General features: G+C 69.9%; 23 protein-coding genes. 8 read left to right on the top strand and 15 right to left on the bottom strand.

The genetic code is table 11. The features are described 5' to 3' along the window. Window positions 1–11: 11 nt before the first annotated feature. From QF035_RS50770 to QF035_RS50780, 3 genes are all read right to left on the bottom strand, one after another. Window positions 12–1004, bottom strand: coding sequence for an FAD binding domain-containing protein (locus tag QF035_RS50770; protein ID WP_307529497.1), 993 nt, complete (start codon window positions 1002–1004; stop codon window positions 12–14). Next, entirely contained in the window at window positions 1001–1561 is a 561-nt protein-coding gene (locus QF035_RS50775) for a (2Fe-2S)-binding protein (RefSeq protein WP_307529500.1), read from the bottom strand. The genes QF035_RS50770 and QF035_RS50775 overlap by 4 nt, the downstream gene beginning before the upstream one ends. A 61-nt stretch (window positions 1562–1622) precedes the next feature. Then, a complete protein-coding gene (locus tag QF035_RS50780; RefSeq protein ID WP_307529501.1) occupies window positions 1623–2108 on the bottom strand; it encodes a DUF5709 domain-containing protein in 486 nt (161 codons plus the stop codon). A 138-nt stretch (window positions 2109–2246) separates the two neighbouring features. Here QF035_RS50780 and QF035_RS50785 point away from each other — a divergent pair, with 138 nt between their 5' ends. Continuing rightward, on the top strand, window positions 2247–2519 hold the full coding sequence (locus QF035_RS50785; RefSeq protein ID WP_307531973.1) for a hypothetical protein: 273 nt from the start codon (window positions 2247–2249) through the stop codon (window positions 2517–2519). Between the two features lie 83 nt (window positions 2520–2602). Here QF035_RS50785 and QF035_RS50790 read toward each other — a convergent pair whose 3' ends face one another. The 5 genes from QF035_RS50790 to QF035_RS50810 form a co-directional block, all read right to left on the bottom strand. Continuing rightward, window positions 2603–3322, bottom strand: coding sequence for a DUF6766 family protein (locus tag QF035_RS50790; RefSeq protein ID WP_307529503.1), 720 nt, complete (start codon window positions 3320–3322; stop codon window positions 2603–2605). An 84-nt stretch (window positions 3323–3406) separates the two neighbouring features. Then, the gene (locus QF035_RS50795) at window positions 3407–3745 is read right to left on the bottom strand and encodes a hypothetical protein (RefSeq protein ID WP_307529505.1); all 339 of its coding nucleotides are present in this window, start codon (window positions 3743–3745) and stop codon (window positions 3407–3409) included. 1259 nt (window positions 3746–5004) lie between these two features. Next, window positions 5005–6153: an FUSC family protein gene (locus QF035_RS50800; protein ID WP_307529507.1), complete on the bottom strand. Its 1149-nt coding sequence runs from the start codon at window positions 6151–6153 to the stop codon at window positions 5005–5007. Then, window positions 6150–7022 (bottom strand): SDR family oxidoreductase, encoded by an 873-nt coding sequence (locus QF035_RS50805; protein ID WP_307529509.1) that lies wholly within the window; start codon window positions 7020–7022, stop codon window positions 6150–6152. Before QF035_RS50805 ends, QF035_RS50800 begins: the two co-directional genes overlap by 4 nt. Window positions 7023–7774: 752 nt before the next feature. Further along, on the bottom strand, window positions 7775–7978 hold the full coding sequence (locus QF035_RS50810) for a transposase domain-containing protein (RefSeq protein ID WP_307529511.1): 204 nt from the start codon (window positions 7976–7978) through the stop codon (window positions 7775–7777). 271 nt (window positions 7979–8249) lie between these two features. Here QF035_RS50810 and QF035_RS50815 point away from each other — a divergent pair, with 271 nt between their 5' ends. From QF035_RS50815 to QF035_RS50845, 7 genes are all read left to right on the top strand, one after another. After that, entirely contained in the window at window positions 8250–8486 is a 237-nt protein-coding gene (locus QF035_RS50815; protein WP_307529513.1) for a hypothetical protein, read from the top strand. 427 nt (window positions 8487–8913) lie between these two features. Next, complete coding sequence (locus QF035_RS50820; RefSeq protein ID WP_307529515.1) at window positions 8914–9096, top strand: hypothetical protein; 183 nt, start codon at window positions 8914–8916, stop codon at window positions 9094–9096. Further along, window positions 9093–9548 carry an MrpF/PhaF family protein gene (locus tag QF035_RS50825; RefSeq protein WP_307529517.1) on the top strand — a complete coding sequence of 152 codons (456 nt, stop codon included), beginning with the start codon at window positions 9093–9095 and terminating at the stop codon, window positions 9546–9548. The genes QF035_RS50820 and QF035_RS50825 overlap by 4 nt, the downstream gene beginning before the upstream one ends. Continuing rightward, on the top strand, window positions 9545–9805 hold the full coding sequence (locus QF035_RS50830) for a Na(+)/H(+) antiporter subunit B (protein ID WP_306942732.1): 261 nt from the start codon (window positions 9545–9547) through the stop codon (window positions 9803–9805). The genes QF035_RS50825 and QF035_RS50830 overlap by 4 nt, the downstream gene beginning before the upstream one ends. Continuing rightward, on the top strand, window positions 9802–10542 hold the full coding sequence (mbhE, locus tag QF035_RS50835; RefSeq protein WP_307529519.1) for a hydrogen gas-evolving membrane-bound hydrogenase subunit E: 741 nt from the start codon (window positions 9802–9804) through the stop codon (window positions 10540–10542). Before QF035_RS50830 ends, mbhE begins: the two co-directional genes overlap by 4 nt. A gap of 31 nt (window positions 10543–10573) precedes the next feature. After that, window positions 10574–10924, top strand: coding sequence for a sodium:proton antiporter (locus tag QF035_RS50840; protein WP_307529521.1), 351 nt, complete (start codon window positions 10574–10576; stop codon window positions 10922–10924). Beyond that, window positions 10921–12663 (top strand): complex I subunit 5 family protein, encoded by a 1743-nt coding sequence (locus tag QF035_RS50845; RefSeq protein ID WP_307529523.1) that lies wholly within the window; start codon window positions 10921–10923, stop codon window positions 12661–12663. Before QF035_RS50840 ends, QF035_RS50845 begins: the two co-directional genes overlap by 4 nt. Before the next feature lie 276 nt (window positions 12664–12939). Here QF035_RS50845 and QF035_RS50850 read toward each other — a convergent pair whose 3' ends face one another. The 7 genes from QF035_RS50850 to QF035_RS50880 all read right to left on the bottom strand — a co-directional run bounded on the left by QF035_RS50850 (window position 12940) and on the right by QF035_RS50880 (window position 23457). After that, entirely contained in the window at window positions 12940–13968 is a 1029-nt protein-coding gene (locus QF035_RS50850; RefSeq protein WP_307529525.1) for a Ppx/GppA phosphatase family protein, read from the bottom strand. Between the two features lie 168 nt (window positions 13969–14136). Continuing rightward, the gene (locus QF035_RS50855) at window positions 14137–14454 is read right to left on the bottom strand and encodes an ANTAR domain-containing protein (protein WP_307529527.1); all 318 of its coding nucleotides are present in this window, start codon (window positions 14452–14454) and stop codon (window positions 14137–14139) included. A 288-nt stretch (window positions 14455–14742) separates the two neighbouring features. Then, a complete protein-coding gene (nrfD, locus tag QF035_RS50860) occupies window positions 14743–15651 on the bottom strand; it encodes an NrfD/PsrC family molybdoenzyme membrane anchor subunit (protein ID WP_307529529.1) in 909 nt (302 codons plus the stop codon). A 50-nt stretch (window positions 15652–15701) separates the two neighbouring features. Next, window positions 15702–16631, bottom strand: coding sequence for a 4Fe-4S dicluster domain-containing protein (locus QF035_RS50865; RefSeq protein WP_307529531.1), 930 nt, complete (start codon window positions 16629–16631; stop codon window positions 15702–15704). Then, entirely contained in the window at window positions 16628–19873 is a 3246-nt protein-coding gene (gene fdh, locus QF035_RS50870; RefSeq protein ID WP_307529533.1) for a formate dehydrogenase, read from the bottom strand. Before fdh ends, QF035_RS50865 begins: the two co-directional genes overlap by 4 nt. Window positions 19874–20105: 232 nt before the next feature. After that, entirely contained in the window at window positions 20106–22127 is a 2022-nt protein-coding gene (locus QF035_RS50875) for a CocE/NonD family hydrolase (RefSeq protein WP_307529535.1), read from the bottom strand. Between the two features lie 7 nt (window positions 22128–22134). Next, entirely contained in the window at window positions 22135–23457 is a 1323-nt protein-coding gene (locus QF035_RS50880; protein ID WP_307529537.1) for an ATP-grasp domain-containing protein, read from the bottom strand. Between the last annotated feature and the right edge of the window lie 151 nt (window positions 23458–23608).

Genomic DNA, 23608 nt, shown 5'->3' on the forward strand with positions numbered 1-23608 from the left:
GCGAGGCCCTGTCAGGTGTTGGCCGGCGGCGCCAGCCGGGTCAGGACGTCGAGGGCGAGGTTGCGGGCCAGACGCACCTTGTAGGCGTTGTCACGCAGGGGCTGGGCGGCGGAGAGTTCGAGGTCGACGGCACGCTCGAAGGCGGCGACCGTGGGTGCTGCGCCCAGCAGGGCTTCCTCCGCGCGTCGGGCGCGCCAGGGCCGGTGGGCCAGCGCGCCGAAAGCGATTCCGGCGTGCTGGACGACGCCGTCGCCGGTGTGCAGGACCGCGGCGACGGAGGCGAGGGCGAAGGCGTACGAGGCGCGGTCGCGGGCCTTGCGGTAAAGGGACGGCAGCCCGGCCGCGGCGGCCGGAAGGACGACCGCGGTGATGAGTTCACCGGGGCGGATCTCGGTGTCACGCTCAGGGTGGTCACCAGGCAGCCGGTGGAACTCGGCGGCAGGGACGGAGCGTTCGCCGTCGGTCCCGTACAACTCGACGCGTGCGTCGAGGGCTGACAGGGCGACGGCCATGTCGGAGGGATGCGTGGCGATGCACTGCGGCGAATACCCGAGCACCGCGTGGTCGCGATGGACGCCGTCCCGGGCACCGCAGCCGCTGCCCGGCTCACGCTTGTTGCAGGGTTTGCCGGTGTCCTGGAAATAGGGGCAGCGGGTGCGCTGGAGAAGGTTGCCGCCCGTGGTGGCGATGTTGCGCAGCTGTCCGGAGGCGCCCGCGAGCAGCGCCTGCGAGAGCACCGGGTAGCGATCACGGACCAGAGGATGGGCGGCGAGGTCGCTGTTGCGGACGGTGGCCCCGATCCGCAGCCCGCCGTCGGGCAGCACCTCCACCGAGTCCAGGGGCAGTCGGCTGACGTCGACCAGGGTGGCCGGCTCTTCCACGCCGAGCTTCATCAGATCCACGAGATTGGTGCCGCCGCCGAGATACCGCGCGCCGGGATGCGAGGCGTACGCGTCGGCCGCCTCCTCGGCGCTGCCCGCGCGTACGTATCCGAAGGGCTTCACGAGATCACGTCCTGCACGGCTTCGACGATGTGCGGGTAGGCGCCGCAACGGCAGAGGTTGCCGCTGAGCCGCTCGCGGATCTCGTCCCCGCCCAGCGGCACGGGCCGCCCGGAGGGAACAGCGGGGTCGGTGACGTGGGAGGGATGGCCGGCCGCCGCCTCGGCGACCGCGCCCAGGGCGCTGCAGATCTGTCCTGGGGTGCAGTAGCCGCACTGAAAGGCGTCTCGGTCCAGGAAGGCGCGCTGGAGCGGATGGAGTTCCTCGCCGTCCCCCGAGAGTCCCTCGACGGTCGTGATGTCGCCCCCGTCGAGGGCGACGGCGGGCAGCAGGCAACTGTTGGCGCGACGGCCGTCGACCAGGACCGTGCATGCGCCGCACTGACCGTGGTCACAGCCCTTCTTGGCACCGATGAGGTCGAGGTCCTCGCGCAGCACGTCCAGAAGAACGGAACGGTGGTCGACGGTGAGTGTGTGCGGTTTGCCGTTCACCCGCAGGGTGACTTCAGAGTGGTGGCTGTCGGGTGAGGCGGAGGTGCCGCGCGCGACGTCGGAATCCATGAAGACCTCCCGTACGTAAAGGCCGTTGGGACGGGACGTTCGGAAAACGGGGGCACGAGAGCTACGGCAATGTGTCGTCCTCGTCCGGGACCCGGTGGACGGCAGCCTCTTCCGCGGAGGCCGCGCCGCCGTCGATGCCGACGTCGTGAGCGATCATGTCCTTCTCGCCATCCTCGTGCGCGCCTTCGTCCGGAGCCACGAGGCGGCCCGCCCGGTCCACACCCACCTCCGCGTCCAGCGGCTCGCCCTGCCCGCCCGCGAGATCCCCCATGTCGTCGTCCGCTCCGGGCTCCTCCAGCACCGGATCCGTACGCTCCTCGGCCAGCCTCTGGTCCAGGCTCTCGCCCTCGTGCTGCTCACGACCGGTGGTGCCCTGGTGTTCCACGGCGAGCGGACGCTCGGGGGGTGACCAGCCTTCCTCGTAGGGGTCGCTGCCCCGGTCGCTGAGTGTGTCCTCCGGATCCAGGACGCCCTCGTCCTCACGGTCGTCGGTGCCTTGGGGCTGGTAAACCTCGTCACCCATGACGTCGTCGTTCTGGCTTCCCATGGCGCACATACCTTTCGGATGGATCCAGGTTCTTGAGTCCACGTATCCAGGCTGACCCCGTCCACACTTTCCGGCACGCCGGGAGGTGTGCGGGGCTGAGGCCGGGGTGTGTGCGGGGGCGGGGGTACCCGGGCCGCCCTGCAGCGCGGGGCCCGCGATCACGGAGGTGGCTGGTATAACCGCGGCACGGAGACCGGTGGCGTCTCGGGCACGCCGGACAAGGACTACAACCTGATCTGGTATGTGGAGGCGTGTTTGAGCAACGCGCTGCGCTTGGAGGCGTACATCGCGGATGCGGAGCGCGACAAGGACACCCAGGCCGTGGATCTTTTCCGCAAGGCGCAGACGGACAGCCGCAAGGGCGCCGACATCGGCAAGCGGCTGCTGCGGTCGCGGCTGGCCGACAGCTGAGGACCGTACCGGGCACGCCTGTGGGGCGGTGTGACGGCAGAGCGGTTGAATCCGGGTTAGGGCCGACCGCCTGGTCCGTGCCCTCAGCCTTCCACTCCGGTGGCCCTGTGGGCCGCTCCCACCGGCTTGGACTCCGGGGACCCGCGTTGTCGCAGGTAGATCGAGAGGACGGCCATCGAGGCGACGGCCAGGAGTTCGGACTGCCAGTTCTGAAGCGTGCGGTTCCAGAAATCCGCCGCGCCCAGGTAGTCGGCCCAGCTCAGCGGCGCCTGCAGCTGCCGTAGCCGCTGTTCGTTGTGGGCGGCCGTGCCGGTGATCGACTGGACCAGCCAGGAGAGCAGGAAGACCGTCCCCATCACCAGCAGCAGCGAGTGCGAGTACACCGCACGCCGCCATCCGCCGACCTTGGCCCACCTGGGCGAGCCCTCCTGGGCGTACTCGCCGACCAACTGTGCCTCGTCGGACTCGGTGCCGGCCTTGTGCAGTTCCTTGGACTCCGGGGAACCGCGTTGCAACAGCCAGACGGTCACCCCGACGTACAGGAAGAACTGCAGGTACTCCGACTGCCAGTTCTCGGACACATCGACGGCGAAATCGGACGTCGTGACGTACTCGCCGAGAGAGATCTGCTGGAGCTGGTCCGCGGCCATCTGGTTGTTGAAGTCGGCGTGTCCGGCGAACGCCTGCCCGACCAGGGCCAAGACGAACGCGGCGGTGAAGAACAGTCCGAGCCCGTTGTCCTGCACGAAGCCCCGCAGGCCCCGGTGCTTCGGCGATCCGGCCTGGGACGAGCGCTCGGTCATTGGTGCATCAACCCCAGTGCCGCCAGGTAGGCGAGGCCGACCGTGATGATCACGACGACCATGGTGAACATGATCCTCACCACCTCACCCGCCCTTGATCCGACACTGGTACGGCTCCTGCGGCCGCGGCTCGCATCCGGCGGCCACCACCCTCCAGCCGTAGGTGAAGTGGGAGAGAAACAGGGTGTCCGACGAAAGTACCGCCCGCGCCTGGTTCCCGTACACGTCCGTCCGCCGCACGGGACCGCCCGGCGGCAGCGACGCCTCACTCATCGCTCTTACGCACGGGCTGCCCGCCGACTGCTCCACCTCCTCCACGGTCACGGGCGCGAGAACGGCGCACACCCGGTCGTACGCACCTTCACCGAGGGCCCGCTCGAACACGGCCGTTGTGTCGCGTACGTCATTCCGCCGTTCGGCCACCGTTCCACACCCGCTGGCGCTGCAGCCGCCCAGCAGAACGGCAACCACTACCCCGCACGCTCGCCCGGCCATCCGCCCACCTCCAACAGCAGTACAACGCAACGAGCCCCACGCGAGCGGCTACCGCGCCCCGGCCTTCCCCCACTCGGCCGATCCGGCGGGGATGAGGAAGGCGGACCGCAACAGGCCGTACGTCCGCGGCGTACACGGTCGGTGACGAGTCTGGTGTGGCACTTGATGTGCCATGGAGTGGACTCGTATGGCGACACGGGCTGTCCGGCGCTGTGCTGGCGCTGGCGTACCGACAGGGCAGCGGGCCAAGCGATCAACTCGGCGCCGAGAAGGGCGCCGACGCCGGGCACGATCACGATGGTCTCGGCGTTCTGGTGCCGGCGGAACCGGTCCTCGATGAGCGCGTCAACGCGCGTGATCTCGGCGTCCAGGTCCATGACCGCGCGAGCCCGTGTGTACGTCCAGGCGGCCGTCGACTTCTACACCACCCATCTGGGCCTCACCCTCCGCAGCAACCCTGCCCCTGCCTTCGCCGAGAACCTTCCTTGTTCTCTTTACGGACTCGTTGACGAGACTTCACCGACCAGGCTTCCCGGCACTCCGCCGGCAGAGGCTGCTCCATCAACCGGCACGTGGGCGTACCAGGTCGGTCGGCCATCGATCTCTGTTCCGGCACGGGCGTCCGAACGGCTGGGGGAGACCGGTCGTTGGTGTGTTCGGGGCCGAATGGTGACGACCTCACCGACCATGGGAGCCCCGGTGCGGTTGTGTGATCTCAGCGCCGTAGTTCCGCGTCAGTCCGAATCTTCGGCGGCGCGGCGCGCAGGCAGCAGTACGCGGATGCCGGCGGGTGGTGCCCCGGCCACGTTCTCCGTGAGTTCCGGAGCGAGCGCGGCGTCGAGTACCTCGAGCCATGCCGAATCGCTCAGTCGAGAGGGCCGCGGGCCCCTCGGCCGAGGAGTCCGTCGCCTGCCGGATGGAATCTGCCGGTTCCGGCGGTAGCCGTTCGCCCAGCGTGGTCAGCACAGCCTGCGTCGCCCGCTCGGCCGGTCCCCGGCCCGGCAGCTGAGTCAGCGAGGTCGAAGGCATCCGCGATCGGGGCGACGCTCCGCTCATGCGGTGTGACTTCCCGGTTGGGGGCGGGCGCATCGAGTGGTGGCCCAGACCTCAGCCAGCCCAGGCGCGGGGAGAGGCAGACGGCGAAGCCGTCACGCTGTCGTCTCCGATCACCCTGGTGACGCTGCCGTTCAGGGCGGTTCCCCAGCTGTGCTGCGGGGTGTCTCGTGCCGGGCATTGACGAGCGAAGTGAGATCGTTCAGGAGCCGCTGGGTGTCCGCGGTCAGTCCTCCCAGTGCGGGGGTGGTCTCGTAGCGGCCATCGGCGAGTATGAGAGTCAACTGGCAATGAGCTGCCATTGCCACGGCCTCAGCGTGACGGCCATCGTCGGCGGCGTGGCTTTCCTGGAGGTCTAGCACGTCACCGGCAGCTCGCAGCAGCGTCGCGAGGATGCCGGGCACGCCGTCCGGCAGCACGGTGGCCTCGGTGAGTGTGCGCATGGTCGTCCGGATGTGTTCGGTGATCTGGTCCCAGGTGAGGTCCCAGTCGGCCCGCGGAGGTGCGAGAACGGATCGGCGCAGCCTGTGCCCGGGATTGAGGCGGTAGCTCTCGTTCGACCAGCGCCGCGCGACCCGCAGGTCCGTCACTGCGTCGGTGAGCCGTACCGCCTGGTGGTACCAGGCGCGAGTCTGCTCCCGGTTGTACGGTTCCTCCAGGCCGTCGGCGACGGTGTGCAGGAACTCGGCGCAGTCCTGGGGCAGTCGATCCCGTAGATGGCGGACACGGCGGGAATGGACCGGTGGGAGGATCAGGGCGTTCACGGCGATGCCGATGACCGCGCCCAGCAGGGTCTCCAGGAATCGGTGCAGGATGTCAAAGCCCGTGTACGAGCCGTAGACGAGTACGAACAGCGCGGCCGTGGGCGCGTACAGGCCCTGTGCGCCGAAGCGCGCGTAATTGCCGAGCAGCACGGTGAGCGGTAGCGCCAGCGCCATCGCAGTCATGGTGTTGTGGGTCAGTACGCCCGCTCCGGCGGCGAGGAGCGTGCCTGCCACGACCACGGCGAACTGCTGCAGCGCGGCCAACAGCGACCGGTAGACGGTGCTCTGAACGAGGAACAACGCCGTCCATGGTGCTAGCAGGGCCATGGGCGCACTCCACCACCAACCTGCCACCGTCCAGGCCAGCAGCGCGGCGCCCGCTGCTTTGAGGGACTGCACCGCGGTGTCGCGCTCCGGCCCGGCCTCGGTGGCGCACCTGCGGGCCGAGTGCCTGATGGTCTGAGCCTCGCGGGTGATCGAGCGCCAGGTGAAGAGGGTCGCCTTCTTCCAGTTCTTCACGGCAGTGGAGTGCCGCCCGTGGCGTTGAGGATCTCCGCGGTGATGAAACTCGCTTGTGGCGAGGCGAGGAAGACGAAGGCGGGCGCCATCTCGGCGGGCTGGGCGGGCCGCCCGAGCGGTGCTTGCTTACCGAATTCGGCGGTGTCAGGGAGCGTCGCCGGGATCAGGGGTGTCCATACCGGTCCGGGTGCCACGGCATTGACGCGAATACCGGCGGAGGACAGCATCTGTGCGAGCCCCTGGGTGAAAGTCACGATCGCGCCCTTCGTCATCGCGTAGTCGAGCAGATGCGGGCTCGGCTTGTACGCCTGCACAGACGTGGTGTTGATGATGGAACCACCCGCCGGGATGTGCGGCAGGGCCAACTTGCAGAGCCAGAACATGCCGTACAGGTTCGTGCGCATCACCCGGTCGAACTGCTCCGTCGGGATCGCCTCGATTCCGTCCGGTTGGGACATCTGGTAGGCGGCGTTGTTGACGAGGATGTCGATCCGTCCGAATTCGTCGAGGGCGCGCTCCACCAGTCGGCGGCACTGCTCCTCCTCGCGGATGTCGCAGGGAACGGAGACTGCCTTGCGGCCCGCGTCCTCGACGAGGCGTGAGGTCTCGGCGGCTTCCTGGCCCTCCTCCGGCAGGTAGGTGAACAGCACGTCGGCGCCTTCGCGGGCGTAGGCGAGGGCTACGGCGCGTCCGATGCCGGAGTCGCCGCCGGTCACCAGCGCCTTGCGGTCGTGGAGGAGTCCGCTGCCTTCGTAGGAGGTTTCGCCATGGTCGGGCGGCGGGTCCATCGGGCCGGTCCAGCCAGGGTGTTCCTGGTCCTGCTGTGGGAAGTCGGGGCGGGGGTGCTTGTCAGTGGGGTTCTCGGGCATGGTGGCTCCTGTTCAGTCGTGGATCAGCGGGATGCGGCGCGGCCGGCGCTGGGTTTTGAGGGGTGGTGTCGAGCCGCTCCTCGGGGTATTTGGCCGCCCAAGTCGGCAGCTGTCCTGTGGCCAAGGGGCACTCTCGGCTCGGCATGGGCCGCACGGGCTGCGGTCCCTGCTTCCACTACCGCGTGTCGCACGTGCGGTGTGTCGCGGGGTGGCTTGTCGGGGACTGTGGCGATGCACGTCGCCTCTACTGTGGCTCCGGGTGCCCCCGCCGGAGTGATCCACACGGACATGTTCGGGTTCCCGCCGCGGTCGGGGAGTACGGCATCGGTATCTGCCTCGCTCGAAGGACGGTGCTCGGCCGGGGAGCCGGATATCGTGCCGCGGCAGTGCTGCCCGTGCCGGCGACGGTGATCCTGTGACTGGTCAACCGGGGGGTGACTGCGGTCAGCTTCCGGGGACGCGGTCCTCGGCCACTGTTGCGTGCCCATTGGGTGAGCCGGTCACCGGAGCGGCGATCGGTGACCAGGGCCAAGCGCGCGCCCACGGGGCAGTGCTTCGATCATCGGCAGCAGACGTCGCGACTGCACTCGCCGCCACAGGCCGCGCCAGTGGCGGCGGCGTCCCGCGGTGCTTCGGAGCCGTCATGACCGCGGTCGGCGAGCGGCGGCATCCCTGGCTGAGCGACGGCAGCAGCTCCGGGACCTGGGGCAACCTGTGCCCGATGTAGTGCCGCGGTCCGAGGACGGCATCGATCAGTGCGCGGGTGCCGCACTCGACCAGGGCGTCAGCCGCACTTGGGGGTATCCGGCGGGGCGTGTGGTGTGGGGCCTGGGGCCCAATCGTTTCCGGGCCTGGCGCAGAGCTGCCGCCGACGGGTCGGCCACCATGTCCCGCGGCCATCCGGCCGTCAACGCCGCCCACACCTGCCGATAGCCGCAGTCCGTGTACAGGCTCATGGCCAGCACAGTGTAGTCCACCACCTGGGTCGGCAGCAGACGCACCCACAGTCTGCGCCGGACGCCATTCCTCTTCATCGTCCCCGGCCGGCCGAGACAGCCCCGACTTCCCGATTTTGGGGTTCGGGCGCCTCGAGTCCACATATCAAGGCTGGACCGGCCACACCTTCCGGCACGCGTGAGACACGTGCGGGGCCGAGGTGTGTGCGGGGGCGGGGCGGGTACCCGGGTCGCCCCGAAGGGCGAGAGCCCGAACACGCAGGAGGCTGGTATGACCAGCAGTACGGAGAGCGGTGGCGTTACGGGCACGCCGGACAAGGACTACAACCTGATCTGGTATGTGGAGGCGTGTTTGAGCAATGCGCTGCGCTTGGAGGCGTACATCGCGGATGCGGAGCGCGACAAGGACACCGAGGTCGTGGATCCTTTCCGCAAGGCCCAGGCGGACAGCCGCAAGGGCGCCGAAATCGGCAAGCGGCTACTGCGCTCGCGGCTGGCCGACAGCTGAGCGACTCGCGGGAGGGCATCGGCACGAGCGTTCACAGTGCGCGCCCTCCCTGGCCAGGGCTCAGGCCGACACACGGGTAGCCCGGTCGGCGATGACGATGCCCGGTGAGCACAGCCACTCACGGTCCACCGGACAGCGGGAGCCGTCAGCGGCCTTGGGCCAGGCGGGGCTGGCACGGCCACTTCTCGCCGCGCAGGGCCAGACGGGTCCATTTTTGCTTGGCCTGGGGCGCGGACATGGCTTTCCCCCGGCTTTTCCATCGCCGACTGGTTTGCTGTGCGCTTGTTTCCCATGCCCGGGGATTGCCGGATGCCCCGCCGGGCTACCCGCGGTGTGAGTACCGCGACCCCGCGCACGGCGACCATGAGGAGGCCGTCTTGACCCTCACCGACCAACCGGCGGGCGCGGACTGCCCCGCCCCTCGCGCATGACGGGAAAACGGACGGCAGCCCTGATCGCGGAACTGCTCGTGTGGTGGTTCTCGCTGTCGGTCCTGTGGCTCGTACTCATCAGCACGGTCGACGCGCTGGAAGTGCTCGCAGGGGCGGTCTGCGCCCTGTTGGCGGCCGTGTTGGCGGTGGCCGCGCGCCGGGCGGTGACCGGCCGGTGAACGTGTGGCTCGCTACCGCCTCGGTGCTCCTCGTCGCAGGTTTCGTGCCGGTCGTGTGGGGCGTGGCCACCGGCCCACTGGGGCGTGGTGTCGCCGCCCAGAACCTCGGCACGTCGGTGGTGTGTCTGGCGATTCTGCTGCTCTCTCAGGGGTACGACCGTCCGTCCTACGTCGATGTCGCCCTGGTGGTCGCCATGCTCGGCCCGGTCGGCACTCTCGTGTACGCCCGGCTGCTCGCCGACGAACTCCAGGACGATCCACCGCACACCCGTCTGTTCACGGTGTCGGTCGTCTGCGTCACGGTGCCCGTTGTGGTGGCGCTGTGCCTGGCCAGCGGACCGGGCAGGGCGGCGGCGAAACTCGTACTCGTAGGAGTCCTCCTTGTGGTCGGGAACGTGATCGTCTCTCGTGCGCTCACCGGTGGGTTCTCCCGCTCGGAGGTCACGCGATGACCGATGTCCTCGTGCTGATCTCGCTGCTCCTCGTCGCGGGTTCGGCGACCGCCGTCGTGGCAGTCCGCGACCCGGCCCGCCAAGCGCTCGTCCTCGCCGTGCTCGGCCTGACGCTCACCGTCCTGTTCACCGTGCTGCAGGCCCCGGACGTCGCCCTGTCGCAACTGGCGGTGGGCTCGGCCCTGACCCCTCTGCTGATCCTGCTGTCCGTACGGAAGGTGCGCCGCCCCGGTCGGCGCGAGGGCGGTGACCGATGAGCCGCCGACTTCGGCTGTGGATCCTGACCGTGGGCGGTCTCGGGTTTGCCATTCTGTTCACGGCCGCCTGCCTGCGGCTTCCGGACTTCGGCGGGAACAGTCATCCCTACGGTGACCGGGCCGTCGGCGCGGCGCTTGCCCACCACACCGCCAACGTCGTCTCCGCCGTCAACTTCGACCAGCGCGCCTTCGACACCCTGGGCGAAGAGACCATCCTCTTCGCGGCGGTACTCGGAACGGTGGTCCTGCTGCGCCAGACCCGCGACGAGCGCCAAGTGCGGCCCACCCCGGCGCAGATCTCCGTGCCGATACGTCGATACGCGCTGACCATGCTCCCCGTGACACTGCTCGTCGGCCTGTACGTCGTCGTGCACGGACAACTCAGCCCGGGCGGCGGCTTCCAGGGCGGTGTCGTCGCGGCGACCGCCCTGCACCTGCTCTACATCGGGGCCGACTACCGGGCCCTGGAGCGGATCCGGCCGGTCGGTCTGTACGAGATCGGGGACGCGGTGGGGGAGGGCGCCTACCTCGTCCTGGGCATAGCGGGACTCCTCGGGGGCTCGGCGTTCCTGGCCAACACCTTGATCCCGTACGGGACGTTCAACACTCTCGCATCGGGCGGCTTCGTACCGTTGCTGAACGCGGCGGTCGGCATGGAGGTGGCCTGCGCGGTCGTCGTGCTGCTCGCCGGCTTCCTCGACCAGGCCGTGGAGATCGAGAAGGAGGCCGGAACATGAGCCGGGGAGCCGGCGGGGGAGCTGGCGCACGATGATGTCCGTACTGCCCTATCTGATCGCCGCGTGGATCTTCCTGGCCGGCTGCTACGGCCTGGCCACCAGCCGCCATCTCGTCCACGCGGTGGGCTGTCTGACGGTATGTCAGTCCTCGACGTACGTCCTGCTCCTCGCGGTGGGATACCGGGACGGCGGCACGGCGCCCGTCTTCTCCGACCTGAAGCCCGGTTCCCGGCCACTGGTCGATCCCGTCGTGCAGGCTCTCGCCCTCACGGACGTGGTGGTCGGCGCAACCGTCACCGCCCTGCTTCTCGCTCTGGTGGTACAGGTCGCCAAACGGCACGGCACGGTGAACCCCGACGAGCTGTCGGAGCTGCGTGGATGAACCAACTGCTGCCCCTGGTCGTGGCTCTGCCGCTGATGGGCGCGGCCCTGCTGGTCGCCGCCGGCCGCCGACTGCCCCGAGTGGCGGCCGAGACGATCGGCTGCGTCGTTGCCGCGGCCACGGCGGCCCTGGCCCTGGCGCTGCTCACCAACGCCTCCCCGGAAGCCGTCGAGTGGGTCGGCGGCTGGCGCCCGCACGGCGGCCAGGGCGTGGGCATCGTGCTGGTCGGGGACGGACCGGGTACCGGCCTCGCGGCACTCGTCTCGCTTCTGGTTCTGGCGGTCCTCGTGTACTCGTGGCACTACTTCGACGAACCCCCGCGAGGGCACGCGGGCTCCTACCCCGCTCTGGTGCTCCTCTTTCAGGCGGGCATGTGCGGCTTCGCGCTCACCGGTGACCTCTTCAACGCCTTCGTCTTCTTCGAGCTGATGAGCGTGGTCGCCTACGCGCTGACCGGCTACCGCGTCGAGGAGGCCAAGGCGGTGCAGGGCGCCCTCACGTTCGGAGTGGTCAACTCACTGGGCGCGTATGCCACGTTGATGGGCATCGCGCTGCTGTATGCCCGCACCGGCGAGCTGGGGATGCGGCAGATCGGGCAGGGGCTGGGCGCACATGGCGACACCGACGCCCTGACCCTGTGCGCCTGTGTGCTCGTCCTGACCGGGCTGCTGGTCAAGGCGGCCGCCGTGCCCTTTCACTTCTGGCTGCCCGACGCCCACGCGGTCGCGCCGACGCCGGTCTGCATGCTGCTGTCCGGAGTCATGGTCGAACTCGGGGTGTACGGAGTGTGGAGGGTGTACGGCACCGTGTTCGCCGGACCGGGCGGCGTCCCCGCGCCGGACGCCGAAAGGGCCCTGGTCGTCCTCGGCCTGCTGACAGCTCTGATCGGTGCGCTGATGTGCTGGCAGCAACGCCATGTGAAGCGCCTCCTCGCCTACTCGACCGTCGCACACACCGGGCTCTTCCTCATCGGCATCGGCCTGCTGAGCCCGGAGGCCGACGGCGGGGTCGCGCTCTACGTTCTGGGCCACGCCGGAGCGAAGGCCGCCCTGTTCGCCTGCGCGGGCATCCTGCTCGACCGCTACGGCAGCGTCGACGAGCACGAACTGTATGGAAGAGCCGGGGAGTTGAGACGCGTCGGCGCGCTGTTCGTGACCGGTGCCCTGGTCCTCGCCGGCCTGCCGCCCTTCGGCACAGGGCTCGGGAAGTCCGTGACGGAGGAGGCGGCCGGCGGTGCGCTGACCGTGGCATTCGTGGCCGTCTCGGCGGTCACCGCGGGCGCGGTGCTCCGCGTGGCCGCCAGGGTCTTCTTCGGCCTCGGGCCACGACCCGTGGGCGAGTCGGCCCACGAGACGCGGGGCAAGGACGAGGAGCCGGAGACCCGGGAAAGGATCCGACGGGTCCCGGCCACGATGACCGTGGTCCCGGCCCTGCTGCTCGCCGGGTCCCTCGCGGCCGGACTGCTGCCGGGGCTCGTCGCCTCGGTCGGTGACGCGTTCGGCGCACACAAGGCACCCCATTGGACACCGGCCGGGCTTCTTCTGGGACTCGCCGCGGTCGCGCTGGCCATCGGGCTGGCCGCGGCCGCTGTGCTCGGTCCGGCCCGCCAGGAACCGTACGGCTGGACGGAACCCCTGAGTCGGCTGCAGTCGGGACACATCGGCGACTACGTCGCCTGGTTCCTGGCGGGCACGACCGTGCTCGGAGCCCTCTTGCTGCCGGGCACCCTCACGTGGTGACGGGGCGATCGGTCCGTGGTGACGGGGCGATCGGTCCGTTCGGCCCGTCGGGCGCGGCTACAGAGTCGGGTCCTCAACATCTGTGCGGCGCCATGGAGGTTCGGCCATGATCTGGTCGGTGCGCGGGACACGGTTACATCCGCGTTGTGCTTCCAGGTGGTCGGGCCCAGGTCCGGGTCGGAGCGCCGGTAGCTCCATGCCGTGGGTTCGTACGTGGGAGCCAGGTCCGATCTGTGCCTGGTCAGGTGCGGGTGGGTTTCGGCGATCCGGTGGAGTTCATGATCCGCTGTGGGCGCCTGTCGGTGAGGGCAGGATGGCCAGGCGCAGGGGATCGGCGTGTCCTAGGGCGGCGTGGGTGTTGCGGGTGATGTCCGTCCACCAGCCCTCGCCGTCCTCGATGTGTCGCAGCAGTACGCCTTCGCGGACGGCCCAGGGACAGACGGTGACGGTGCGCAGGGCCATGAGTTTCATGGCGGTGTGGCCGACGATGGCCCCGGCCAGGCTCTGGGCGGCGCGCGGTGCGGAGATGCCGGAGAGCTGGGCGCGTTCGGCGGTCGGCACGGCGGCGAGGACGTTGATGGCCTCGCGCAGGTTCTTGCGGTGCATGGTGCGCCGTTTGAAGGGGCCGTGGCGTCCGGGGGAGGCTCCGCACAGTCGGGCCAGTTGCTGGAATGTACGGGAGGTGACCACGACGGTGCGCGGGTTCTCCCAGCGGATCCGCTCGGCCACGTCCCGCAGTTGATGGCGGGCCGTGCGGCGCAGCGCCTTGATCTCTGCCTCGGTGGGTGGGTCCTGGGTGGTGAAGAAGTCTTGGGTGAGGCGGTTTGCGCCGAGGGGGAGGGAGACGGCGAAGTCGGGCAGGCGGCCCCGGCCGTAGGCGACCTCCAGTGAGCCGCCCCCGATGTCGAGGATTGCCAGGGGGCCGGCGTGCCAGCCCATCCAGCGGCGGGCCGCCAGGAACGTCAGTTCCGCCTCCGCTTCGCCCGGCAGGGTGCACATGCGGATACCGGTCTGCGCCCGCACGGTGTCCAGCACCTGTTGGCGGTTGGGGGCGCGGCGCACCACGGCTGTCGCGAACGCGAGGGGTGCGGACGCCTTCCACTCCTGGGCCGTTCTCCCGGCGGCTGCCACGGCCTTGACCAGTTGCTGTAATGCCTCGTCGCCGATGGCTCCGTCGGGCTGGACGTGCTCGGACAGCCGCAGTTTCCACTTGACGGTGTGCACCGGTAGTGGCACCCCTGCGTCCGTGTCCGCGATCGCCAGACGGACCGTGTTCGACCCTGCATCCACCACGCTGACTCGCATGAGCCGCGAGTACCCGACCCGCCAGAGGCGAACCGCCCGAGGTCCCCCCCCACAGCCTCGGTTGCTCCCCGGAAGCAGACACCGGAGGTGGGAGGAGCGCATGGTTTGCGCGTCATGCTCGCAGGCTCGAAGGTGCGACCCGAAGGTCCATCCGCGGCCAGCCGCCTCCTACTGCGAGTGCCGGATACCCTCAGGACCCGGTTGGACGGGAGCGGTCGGCTCGTTCTGCGTGGTCTGAACGGCCACCGACGGGTGTTGTTGAAGTTCCTGCGGCATTTCGCCGCCGGGTCGTGCCGCCTCGACCAGGCAGTCGGCCACGTCACGCAGTCTGGTGTTGCTGTGCTGGGAGACCTTCACCAGGATCTCGCATGCCGCCTCGGCCGAGCAGCCGAACCCCGCCATCAGGATTCCCCGTGCCATGTCGATGACCGGCCGGGTGCCCAGGGCTTGGCGCAGCTGATCGATCTCCTGCCGGAGCGGCTGCACGTCATCGGACTCGGAGTGGCTTTCCTGCCGAGAGGGAGCAGCCTGAGCGCCACGCAGATGGGCAGGCTAGCCCCTGGCTCCGCATCCTTGCTGAGAAGTTGAGTGCTGTCGCATGACCCGCCCCTGCCCGCGTCCGTCCCTCATACACGTCGGCAGCAGACCGCCCCTGGCCTGTCGGCTGCTTCCCATCGGGTGTTGTGTGCCTGCTGAGAAGTGTTTCGCCGTCCGTGGATACCCGGAGTCGCAGGAAGTATGGCATCGGGAAAGTGCGGCCACGACCTGGAGAGGTCAGCTCGCAGCCTCGTCGGACGAGTTCGCTGCCGCGCGTTGGGGCGCGACCGTGTACTTCGGGTCCTCGGCCGAGGCTACTCCGGCCGCGAAAGTACCGAATCGGGTGCAGGCCGAGCCCGCGAGGAGGGCCAAGCCACCGACGACGGCCGCCGGGCGGCTGCGGTGGCCGAGCAACAGTCCGGTCGTGGCGCCTGTCGCGGTGAGCAGACGGGCGGCCCGGAGCAGGTTTCCGGCGCGGCCCTGACGGTAGGTTTCCGCGACCATGCCGAGGCGCCGCTCGGCCGCCCGGGTCGCGACCTCCTCGGCGCCGACGGCGAGGGCCGCGGCGCAGCGCGCGGGTGCCGACTCGTGTGTGGGGCCGAGGAGCAGGGCCATGCCGGAGGCGGCCGCCGTCGCGGAGGCGGCGAACAGGTAGGGGAGTTCGCGGTGCGCGCCGTGCCAGGCGGGAACGGCGGTGTCCGACGCCAGGACGGCGGTGTACGAGGCGACCGCCGGGCCGAGCAGAGCCGCCGTCGCGGTCGCCGCCGCCCCGACCCGGGGCAGCCGCCCGCTGACAGCGGTGACGGCGGCCGCGCCGGCGGCCGGACCGTAACCCGCCAGGAGCCACGAGCCCACGCTCATGGGCGAGGTCGGCTTGAGTACCCGGAGCATGTTGGGGAAACGGCTCGGCACCCCGAGGTCGTGCACGAGCGCTGCGGCGGACAGCGACACCGCGGCGAGCGAGGACACCTTCATCGCGGTGGCGGTCCTCGGACGCCCGGTGAGCTGGGCGCCCGCCGCGAGCACCGAGCCGGCGCCGGCGAGCCCGCCCAGGAAGAAGTATCCGGCGATGTCCCGGGCGGCCCAGGACGGTGCCTTGATGACCGGGCGCCCGTAGTACGACTCGAACTCCGTGTGGGGGACCATGAGTTGTTCCCCGCGGCGCCGCCCTCGGCGCTTGGGTCGTTCCGTTTCCGTCATCGTGTTCCCTTCCTTTTCTCTCCCAGCAGCGCGGGCAGCGCGAAGGAGACGGCGAGGCCCCCGGCCAGGGAGAGGGCCGCCGCACCGGCGTGCTTCCACATCGTGGGGAGGTCGCGGGTGGTGACGACCGGGTTCGGGGGGAGCCCGTAGACCTCGGGTTTGTCGAGAAGCAGGAAGAACGCGCCGTCGCCGCCGACCCCGTCATCGGGTTCGTGGCCGTAGAGGCGGGCGTCGTCCACGCCCGCCGCGTGCAGTTGGTCGACGCGCAGCGCGGCGCGTTCGCGGAGTTCGTCCAGCGGGCCGAACTGGATGGACTCCGTCGGGCAGGCTTTGGCGCAGGCGGGCTCCTGGCCGGCGCCGAGGCGGTCGTAGCACATCGTGCACTTGAACGCCCGGCCGTCGGAGGGGCGTTGCTCGATGACGCCGTACGGGCAGGCGGGCACGCAGTAGCCGCAGCCGTTGCAGATGTCTTCCTGGACGACGACCGTGCCGAACTCGGTCCGGAAGAGCGAGCCGGTGGGGCAGACGTCCAGACAGGCCGCGTGCGTGCAGTGCTTGCACACGTCGGACGACATCAGCCAGCGCAGCTCGCCGCCCGCCCCGTCGGACGGGTCGGACTCGGCCTCCACCAGAGGGAGTCGGGTACGTCCGTCCGGCGCCGGGACCTGAGGCTTCTGCTGCTCGATGAAGGCGACATGACGCCACGTGGAGGCACCGAGCCCCTGCGTGTTGTCGTAGCTCATGCCGGTGAGGGAGAGCCCGTCCTGCGGGATGGCGTTCCACTCCTTGCACGCCACCTCACAGGCCTTGCAGCCGATACAGACGGAGGTGTCGGTGAAGAAGCCGACGCGTGGCGGGGGTTCGGGGTGGCCGGCGTCGCGCGCGAGGTCGGGTTCCGTACCGCTCAGCAGGTGGCGGTCCGTCATTTCCGGGTCTCCGTTCCCGTGGTGGCGGTGATGCCCGCGCGCCTGCGGTACTCGGCGACCAGCTTCGGCAGGTCGGGGCCGCGCGGTCGGCGTCCAGGGCGGATGTCGGCGCTCAGCGCCTTGTCCTCCTGGATGTGGGCGTTGGGGTCGAGGGCGATCGCGACGAGTTCGTTGGCCGCGTCGCCGGTGGCCACGCCGTTGGGCCCCCAGTGGAACGGCAGCCCGATCTGGTGGATCGTCCGGCCCTGCACCGTCAGGGGCGTGATCCGCGCGGTGACCATGACGCGCGCCTCGATCGCGTTGCGGGCCGTGACGATGGTGGCCCATCCCAGGTGCTCCAGACCGCGTTCGGCGGCCAGTTGCGGGGAGACCTCGCAGAAGAACTCCGGCTGGAGCTCGGAGAGGTAGGGCGACCAGCGGCTCATGCCGCCCGCCGTGAAGTGCTCGGTGAGACGGTGCGTGGTGACGACGTACGGGAACACCTCAGCACCCTTCTCGTCGCCGCTCGGGTGGTAGCGGTTGCCCTCCCGGGGCATCAACTGCCGTACGGGCGACCGCGGTGTCGACGGATGGACGGCGTTGGTGAAGGGCGAGTCCTGCGGTTCGTAGTGGGTGGGGAGCGGGCCGTCCTCCAGGCCCGCGGGGGCGTACAGCCAGCCCTTGCCGTCGGCCTGCATGATGAACGGGTCGTCGCCGCGCAGGGCGTCCGGCCCGGTCGCGTCGTCGGACGGTACGTGGCCGGGTGCGCGGTCGGGTACGAAGTCCGGGACGTCGTACCCGGTCCACTTCCCCTCCGCCTCGTCCCACCAGACGTACGCCTTGCGCTCGCTCCACGGCGTGCCGTCCGGGGCCGCCGAGGCACGGTTGTAGAGGATGCGGCGGTTGGCGGGCCACGCCCAGGCCCATTCGGCGGCCACCCAGTCCTGCTCGGCCCCGGGCTTCCTGAGGGCGGCCCGGTTGACCCCGTCCGCGTAGACCCCGCAGTAGACCCAGCAGCCGCACCTCGTCGAGCCGTCGTCCTTGAGTTCGGTGTACGCCGAGAGCGGCGCCCCGTCCGGGCCGTGGCCGTTGATCTCGGCGAGCACGGCGGCGGCGACCGGCTCCTCCAGCGGGCCGTCCACCGGATAGTCCCAGGTCAGATCCTGTACGGGCCGGTCCATCGGGTCGGTCGAGGCGGCCAGCTTCGCCCGGATGCGGCGGCCCAGGTGGTACATGAACCACAGGTCGCTGCGGGCGTCGCCCTCCGGCTCGACGGCCGCGTGATGCCACTGCAGCCAGCGGTTGGTGTTCGTGAAGGAGCCGGACTTCTCGGTGTGGGCGGCGGCCGGGAAGAAGAACACCTCGGTGCCGATGTCCTGGGTCCGCAGCTCCCCGGTCTCGATCTCCGGGCCGTCCTGCCACCAGGTCGCCGACTCGATGAGGGAGAAGTCGCGCACGACCAGCCACTCCAGATTGGCCATGCCGAGCCGCTGGAGCCGCGTGTTGGCCGAGCCCACCGCAGGGTTCTCACCCATCAGGAAGTAGCCCTTGCAGATGCCGTCCAGCTGGGCCATCACTGTGTCGTAGGTGGCGTGGGAGCCGGTCAGGCGTGGCAGGTGGTCGAAGCAGAAGTCGTTGTCGGCGGTGGCCGCGTCGCCGTAGTACGCCTTGAGGAGGCTGACGAAGTACGCCCGCATGTTGCCCCAGAAGCCCTTGTCGGTGCGGCTGGCCTCGATGAACGCGTCCAGGTCCTCGTGCGCGTGGGCGTGCGGCATGGGGAGGTAGCCGGGCAGCAGGTTGTAGAGGGTGGGGATGTCGCTGGAGCCCTGGATGGAGGCGTGGCCGCGGAGCGCCTGGATGCCGCCGCCGGGCCGGCCGATGTTCCCGAGCAGCAGCTGGAGCACGCTCGCGGCACGGATGTACTGTGCGCCGACCGAGTGCTGGGTCCAGCCGACCGCGTACGCGAACGCGCTGGTCCGTTCGCGGCCCGAGTTCGAGGTCAGGTCCTCGCACACCCGCAGGAAGGTCGCACGCGGCACGCCGCAGACCTCCTCCACCAACTCCGGGGTGTAGCGGGCGTAGTGGCGCTTGAGGATCTGGTAGACGCAGCGCGGGTGGCGCAGTGTCTCGTCCCGGGGCGCCCGGCCCCCGGTGGGCGCCCCGCCCGAACCGTGCGTCTCGGGTCCGCCGGAGCCGCGGACACGCTCCTCGTACTGCTCGTCGACCTCTCCCGTGGGCTGCTGTACGGCCACGCCCTCGTACTGCCAGCTCGACGGGTCGTAGTGGTGCTTGTCCTCGTCCAGACCGGAGAAGACGCCGTCGAGATCCTCCGTGTCGCGGAAGTCCTCGCTGACCAGGGTCGCGGCGTTGGTGTAGTTGAGGACGTACTCCCGGAAGTCCTTCCCCTCGGTCAGGACGTGGTTGATGATCCCGCCCAGGAACGCGATGTCGCTGCCGGCCCGGATCGGCACGTGCAGATCGGCCAGCGCGCTGGTGCGGGTGAAACGCGGGTCGACGTGGATGATCCGCGCCCCGCGCGCCTTGGCCTCCATCACCCACTGGAAGCCGACGGGGTGGGCCTCGGCGAAGTTCGAGCCCTGGATGACGATGCAGTCGGCGTGCTGGAGATCCTGCATGAAGGTGGTGGCGCCGCCTCGCCCGAAGGAGGTGCCGAGCCCGGCGACCGTGGAGCTGTGGCAGACCCGGGCCTGGTTCTCCACCTGGACCACGCCGAGGCCCGTGAGGAGCTTCTTGATGAGGTAGTTCTCCTCGTTGTCGAGCGTTGCGCCGCCCAGGCTGGCGATGCCGAGGGTGCGCGCGGTGCGCAGCCCGTCCGACTCCCACTCCCAGGTCCGCCGCCGCGTCTCGACCACCCGCTCGGCCACCATGTTCATGGCGGTCTCCAGGTCCAGGGGCTCCCAGTCGGTGGCGTACGGCCGCCGGTACAGCACCTGGTGGCGGCGCGCAGAGCCCGTGGTGAGCTGGAGCGTGGCCGAGCCCTTGGGGCAGAGCCGGCCCCGACTGATGGGCGAATCAGGATCGCCCTCGATCTGGACGACTTTGTCGTCCTTGACGTAGATCTGCTGGCCGCAGCCCACCGCGCAGTAGGGGCAGACGGAACTCACCACCCGGTCGGCCGTGTCCGTGCGGGGCCTCAGCTGCTCGGTGCGCGCCGACATGGCGGCCCAGCCACGGCCCAGCGGGTCGGATCCGGTGAGCTGACGGAAGGCGGGCCAGTCACTGATCCAGGTACGTACACCCATGGCGCGTCCTCTCGGCGGCTGGGGTCTCCGATGTCGGTGGTGGGCGTCGTTTCCAGACTGGCCCACCCGGGCGGGCATGGCGCGCGGAGCGTCAGCCGGGCGGTTCGTGGGGCAAGGGCGTCTCCCAACGGGGGTGCTGGACGCCGGCCGGACCGCGGGTACCCAGGACGAGGCTCGCCACGCAGGGCCGGTCGGATCCTTTCTCCCTCGCAACGGTCTGCCCGGGCACGGTCTACAGCGCGTCCCTGGGGACCGACTCGTTCCAGGTGCGCGAGGCGACGCGTTGGCCGCTCTCGTAGGCGTCCAGCGTGGCGTTGACGTGGAACGTCTCGGCGTCGCAGGTCAACGTCGTGCTCGTGCGGACCTGTACGTCCCAGCCCTTGCGCCGGAAACTCATGGTCCACGTCACCTCACCGGCCGGTGAGGTGACGTCGTCGGCGACCGAGGTGTACCGCTCGTGGGCACGGCAGCCGACGTCCAGGTCCATCGCGTCGAAGTGGACCGTGCCACGGTCCTTGACGATGTTCAGCGCCGCGCCGTAGTCGACCAGGTCGCGGCTGACCTCCCAGCGCTGTTCGGGCGGTGTCACTCGGGTCGTCGTGATGGGGGCTGTGCCCTCGGGTGCCTCGAAGGGGGCCGACGTGTCCGGTTCGTCAGCCGGGCGGACCGGCAGGACGAGGCGACACGGCTGCTCGTACACCGTAAGGAGCGCGGGCCGTGGCGGTGGCCAGGCCAACGGCCAGTACGACGTGGACAGGGAAAGCCGTACCCGGTGGCCGGGCGGGAATGCCTGCGCCACGCCGTTCAGGTGGAGTGTGGCCCGGTGGCGTCGGCCCGGTTCCAAGGGCGCCGGTTCGTCCGTGCTGTCCCGGCGGGTGAGGTTGAGGACGCCGTAGGTGACCCGGGTGGCGCTGCCGTCCGGGGCCACGTCCGACAGCCGGGCGGCCACCATGGCCACAGGTTGGTTCGCGCTCACCTCGAGTTCGACGCGTGGGGCTCCGAGGATCTCCAGCCTGTCCGTCAAGGGCTCGGTCTCGTAGACCAGGGAGCCACCGTCCTCCTCGCGCTGGTCGTAGGGCAGGTCCGGCGGGGCGTTGTAGGAGGCCCACTTTCCGGCGAACTGGCCCACGGACAGGGGAGAGCGCAGCGTCTGGCTCTTCCCGTCGTCGGGGGCCTGGTCCTCGGCGGTGAGGTGGCGGGAGCGCAGCGCATACGCGGTGTCGTGCACGTGCCGCGAGGGCCAGGTGAGTTCGCCGACCCACCGGCCGGGGCGATCCTCGTACGAGGTGGACGGCGGAACACTGTCCTGCATCCACGCCCGGAGCATTGGACCGTCCATCGCCCCGTTGTCGGCCCCCTTCAGCCAGTGGTCCCACCAGCGCACCACTTCCTGGAGGTAGCCGATGGCGGGTCCGGGCTCGCCCAGGTGCGGGTACTTGTGGGACCAGGGGCCGATCAGCCCCTTGCGCGGCACGTCCAGGTGGGCGAGCAGACGGGTCACCGCGTTGGAGTATCCGTCGGCCCAGCCGCTGGAGGCGAGGACGGGGCAGCGTACGGCGGCGTAGTCCTCGCACACCGACGCGTGCCGCCAGTAGCTGTCGCGGCGCTGGTGCCGCAGCCAGTTGAGGACCCACGGCTGGGCGGTATCCAGACGCTCGTGCCACATCTCGCGCCAGCGCTCGCCGACCGCGGACGGGTCCGGCGGGCACGTTGCGTAGGCGAACATGGTGCCCGCTTCGGCGAGGTTGTCGGACAGCATCGCGCCGCCCATGTAATGCATGTCGTCGGAGTAACGGTCGTCGGTGAACGAGGAGATGACGATGGCCCGCAGACTCGCGGGGCGCCGAGCGGCCACTTGCAGCGCCGCGAACGCGCCCCAGGAAATGCCCATCATCCCGGTCGTGCCGTCACACCAGGGCTGCGCGGCCAGCCAGTCGAGCACCGCCTCCGCGTCGCTCTGCTCGACTTCCAGGTACTCGTCGGTGAGTAGACCCTCGGAGTCACCGGTACCACGCAGGTCGACGCGGACACACGCGTAGCCGTGCCCGGCGATGTAGGGGTGGTGGATCGAGTCCCGGACCGAACTCAGATCGCCCTTGCGGTACGGGATGTACTCCAGGATCGCCGGGACGGGGCAGTCGTCCGAGGACACCGGGCGCCAGACGCGTGCCGAGAGGTGGACGCCGTCCGGCATCGGGATCCTGACGTGGTCCTCTTGCCTGGTGGTGTGCGGGAGGTTCTCGATGTATCGCATGCGTCTCTCAGGTTGTGCGGTCGGTCGTGCGATCGGTCCTACGGCCGGTCGTCTGGTCGAAGGCGAGTCGTAGCGCGGCGACACAGCGGTCGTACTTCTCGCGCAGTTCGTGCTCGTCGGCACCGCCGGTGAAGATGTGCGCCACCTCGTAGCTGTAACTGTCCTGCTGGTCGACGTCCGACAGGTGTTGCCCCTCGTCGGGCACGACGTCGATCCGGACGCCGGGTATCTCCTTCTCGATGCGGGCCAGTTCTTCGGGCGGCGGCACCTCGCGTACGACGCCGTCGGTGAACCAGCGGTGGTACCACTTGGCGGCCAGGGCATGCGGGCCCTGCCGGAACGGCATGGCCGGATCCTCGCCCAGGGCGAGGGCGAGCATGCAGTGGTGGTTGGGCACGCCGTCGACGTAGGCGAAGAGTTCCGCGTGCGACTGGGAGTGGCGGGGGTTGATCTCCAGGATCGAGATCCTGTCGGTGGCCGGATCGTAGAAGAACTCGATGCTGAAGGTCGCCTGCCGCCAGCCGATGCGTCGCATGACCCGTTGTGACACCTCGCGCAGGCGCTGCTGCACCGGATCGGGCAGGGCCGAGGGGTACTGGTGGCGCAGGAAGCTGGTGGAATCCGGGTAGTTGATCGAGTCGAGAACGCCGTACACGGTGATCTCGCCGTCGTGCTCGTACCCCTCGACCGCGACCTGGACCCCGTTGAGCGTCTCCTCGGCGAGGCAGACCCGGCCGCCGACCCCGGCCATCTCCTGCGGCAGGTCGAGCTGGTCCAGGATGTACTCGAAGGGGCGGCCGACGCGGTGGATTCCCTGGCCGATGTGTTCCACGGCCGAGCTGAATTCCTCCATGTCCCCTACCCCGTAGGCGAGTTCGGAGGAGTACGACAGCGCCGGCTTGAGCCACATAGGAAAGCGCACACCCTCCGGCGGCTGCGGGTCGGCCGTGTCGAGATCCACCCGGCCGAAGCGTGGATGCTCCGTGGCGACCTCCTGCTGCACGAGACGGCTCCAGTACTTGTGCTCGCACTTGACCACCGATTCCAGACTGGTGGCGCGCGTCCCGTATTCCTTTCCGAGTAGCGCGACCAGCGTGCTCACCGGGAAGTCCCAGTAGCCGACGATCGCGTCGACCGGTCCGTCGAAGCCGTCCAGCACGCTCCGGGCCCGGTCGAGCAGATCCGGTACGGCCACCTCGCCGTGCTGGAGCTCCTGGATGGTCAGGAGGCGGTGGAAGCACAGCTCTTCGGCGCGGGGGACGGCCCGGAAGGTCCGCAGATTGGCCTCGTCGAGACCGACGACGAATACGTTGCGGGGGCGTGGGCTCACTGACGGCTCCAGGGGTCGGTGTACGGAACCTGCGAGTACCCGCAAGACGATCCGGCATACGGCGAGAGCCCCAACGGTGTCACCCCGGGCTTGTTGCGCGCACCAGGAGTCTCAGTACCCGGAGCACGAGTACGGCAAGGGAGAACCACCC

The organism is Streptomyces umbrinus (assembly GCF_030817415.1).
Lineage (GTDB): Bacteria > Actinomycetota > Actinomycetes > Streptomycetales > Streptomycetaceae > Streptomyces > Streptomyces umbrinus_A.

What these genes read in the sequence shown, in the direction of transcription:
- QF035_RS50790 (WP_307529503.1), bottom strand. Translation starts at nt 3,322, where the DNA reads ATGACCGAGCGCTCGTCCCAGGCCGGATCGCCGAAGCACCGGGGCCTG.
- QF035_RS50810 (WP_307529511.1), bottom strand. Translation starts at nt 7,978, where the DNA reads ATGAGCCTGTACACGGACTGCGGCTATCGGCAGGTGTGGGCGGCGTTG.
- QF035_RS50820 (WP_307529515.1), top strand. Translation starts at nt 8,914, where the DNA reads ATGACGGGAAAACGGACGGCAGCCCTGATCGCGGAACTGCTCGTGTGG.
- mbhE (WP_307529519.1), top strand. Translation starts at nt 9,802, where the DNA reads ATGAGCCGCCGACTTCGGCTGTGGATCCTGACCGTGGGCGGTCTCGGG.
- QF035_RS50780 (WP_307529501.1), bottom strand. Translation starts at nt 2,108, where the DNA reads ATGGGAAGCCAGAACGACGACGTCATGGGTGACGAGGTTTACCAGCCC.
- QF035_RS50775 (WP_307529500.1), bottom strand. Translation starts at nt 1,561, where the DNA reads ATGGATTCCGACGTCGCGCGCGGCACCTCCGCCTCACCCGACAGCCAC.
- QF035_RS50845 (WP_307529523.1), top strand. Translation starts at nt 10,921, where the DNA reads ATGAACCAACTGCTGCCCCTGGTCGTGGCTCTGCCGCTGATGGGCGCG.
- QF035_RS50815 (WP_307529513.1), top strand. Translation starts at nt 8,250, where the DNA reads ATGACCAGCAGTACGGAGAGCGGTGGCGTTACGGGCACGCCGGACAAG.
- fdh (WP_307529533.1), bottom strand. Translation starts at nt 19,873, where the DNA reads ATGGGTGTACGTACCTGGATCAGTGACTGGCCCGCCTTCCGTCAGCTC.
- QF035_RS50840 (WP_307529521.1), top strand. Translation starts at nt 10,574, where the DNA reads ATGATGTCCGTACTGCCCTATCTGATCGCCGCGTGGATCTTCCTGGCC.
- nrfD (WP_307529529.1), bottom strand. Translation starts at nt 15,651, where the DNA reads ATGGTCCCCCACACGGAGTTCGAGTCGTACTACGGGCGCCCGGTCATC.
- QF035_RS50830 (WP_306942732.1), top strand. Translation starts at nt 9,545, where the DNA reads ATGACCGATGTCCTCGTGCTGATCTCGCTGCTCCTCGTCGCGGGTTCG.
- QF035_RS50875 (WP_307529535.1), bottom strand. Translation starts at nt 22,127, where the DNA reads ATGCGATACATCGAGAACCTCCCGCACACCACCAGGCAAGAGGACCAC.
- QF035_RS50865 (WP_307529531.1), bottom strand. Translation starts at nt 16,631, where the DNA reads ATGACGGACCGCCACCTGCTGAGCGGTACGGAACCCGACCTCGCGCGC.
- QF035_RS50805 (WP_307529509.1), bottom strand. Translation starts at nt 7,022, where the DNA reads ATGCCCGAGAACCCCACTGACAAGCACCCCCGCCCCGACTTCCCACAG.
- QF035_RS50850 (WP_307529525.1), bottom strand. Translation starts at nt 13,968, where the DNA reads ATGCGAGTCAGCGTGGTGGATGCAGGGTCGAACACGGTCCGTCTGGCG.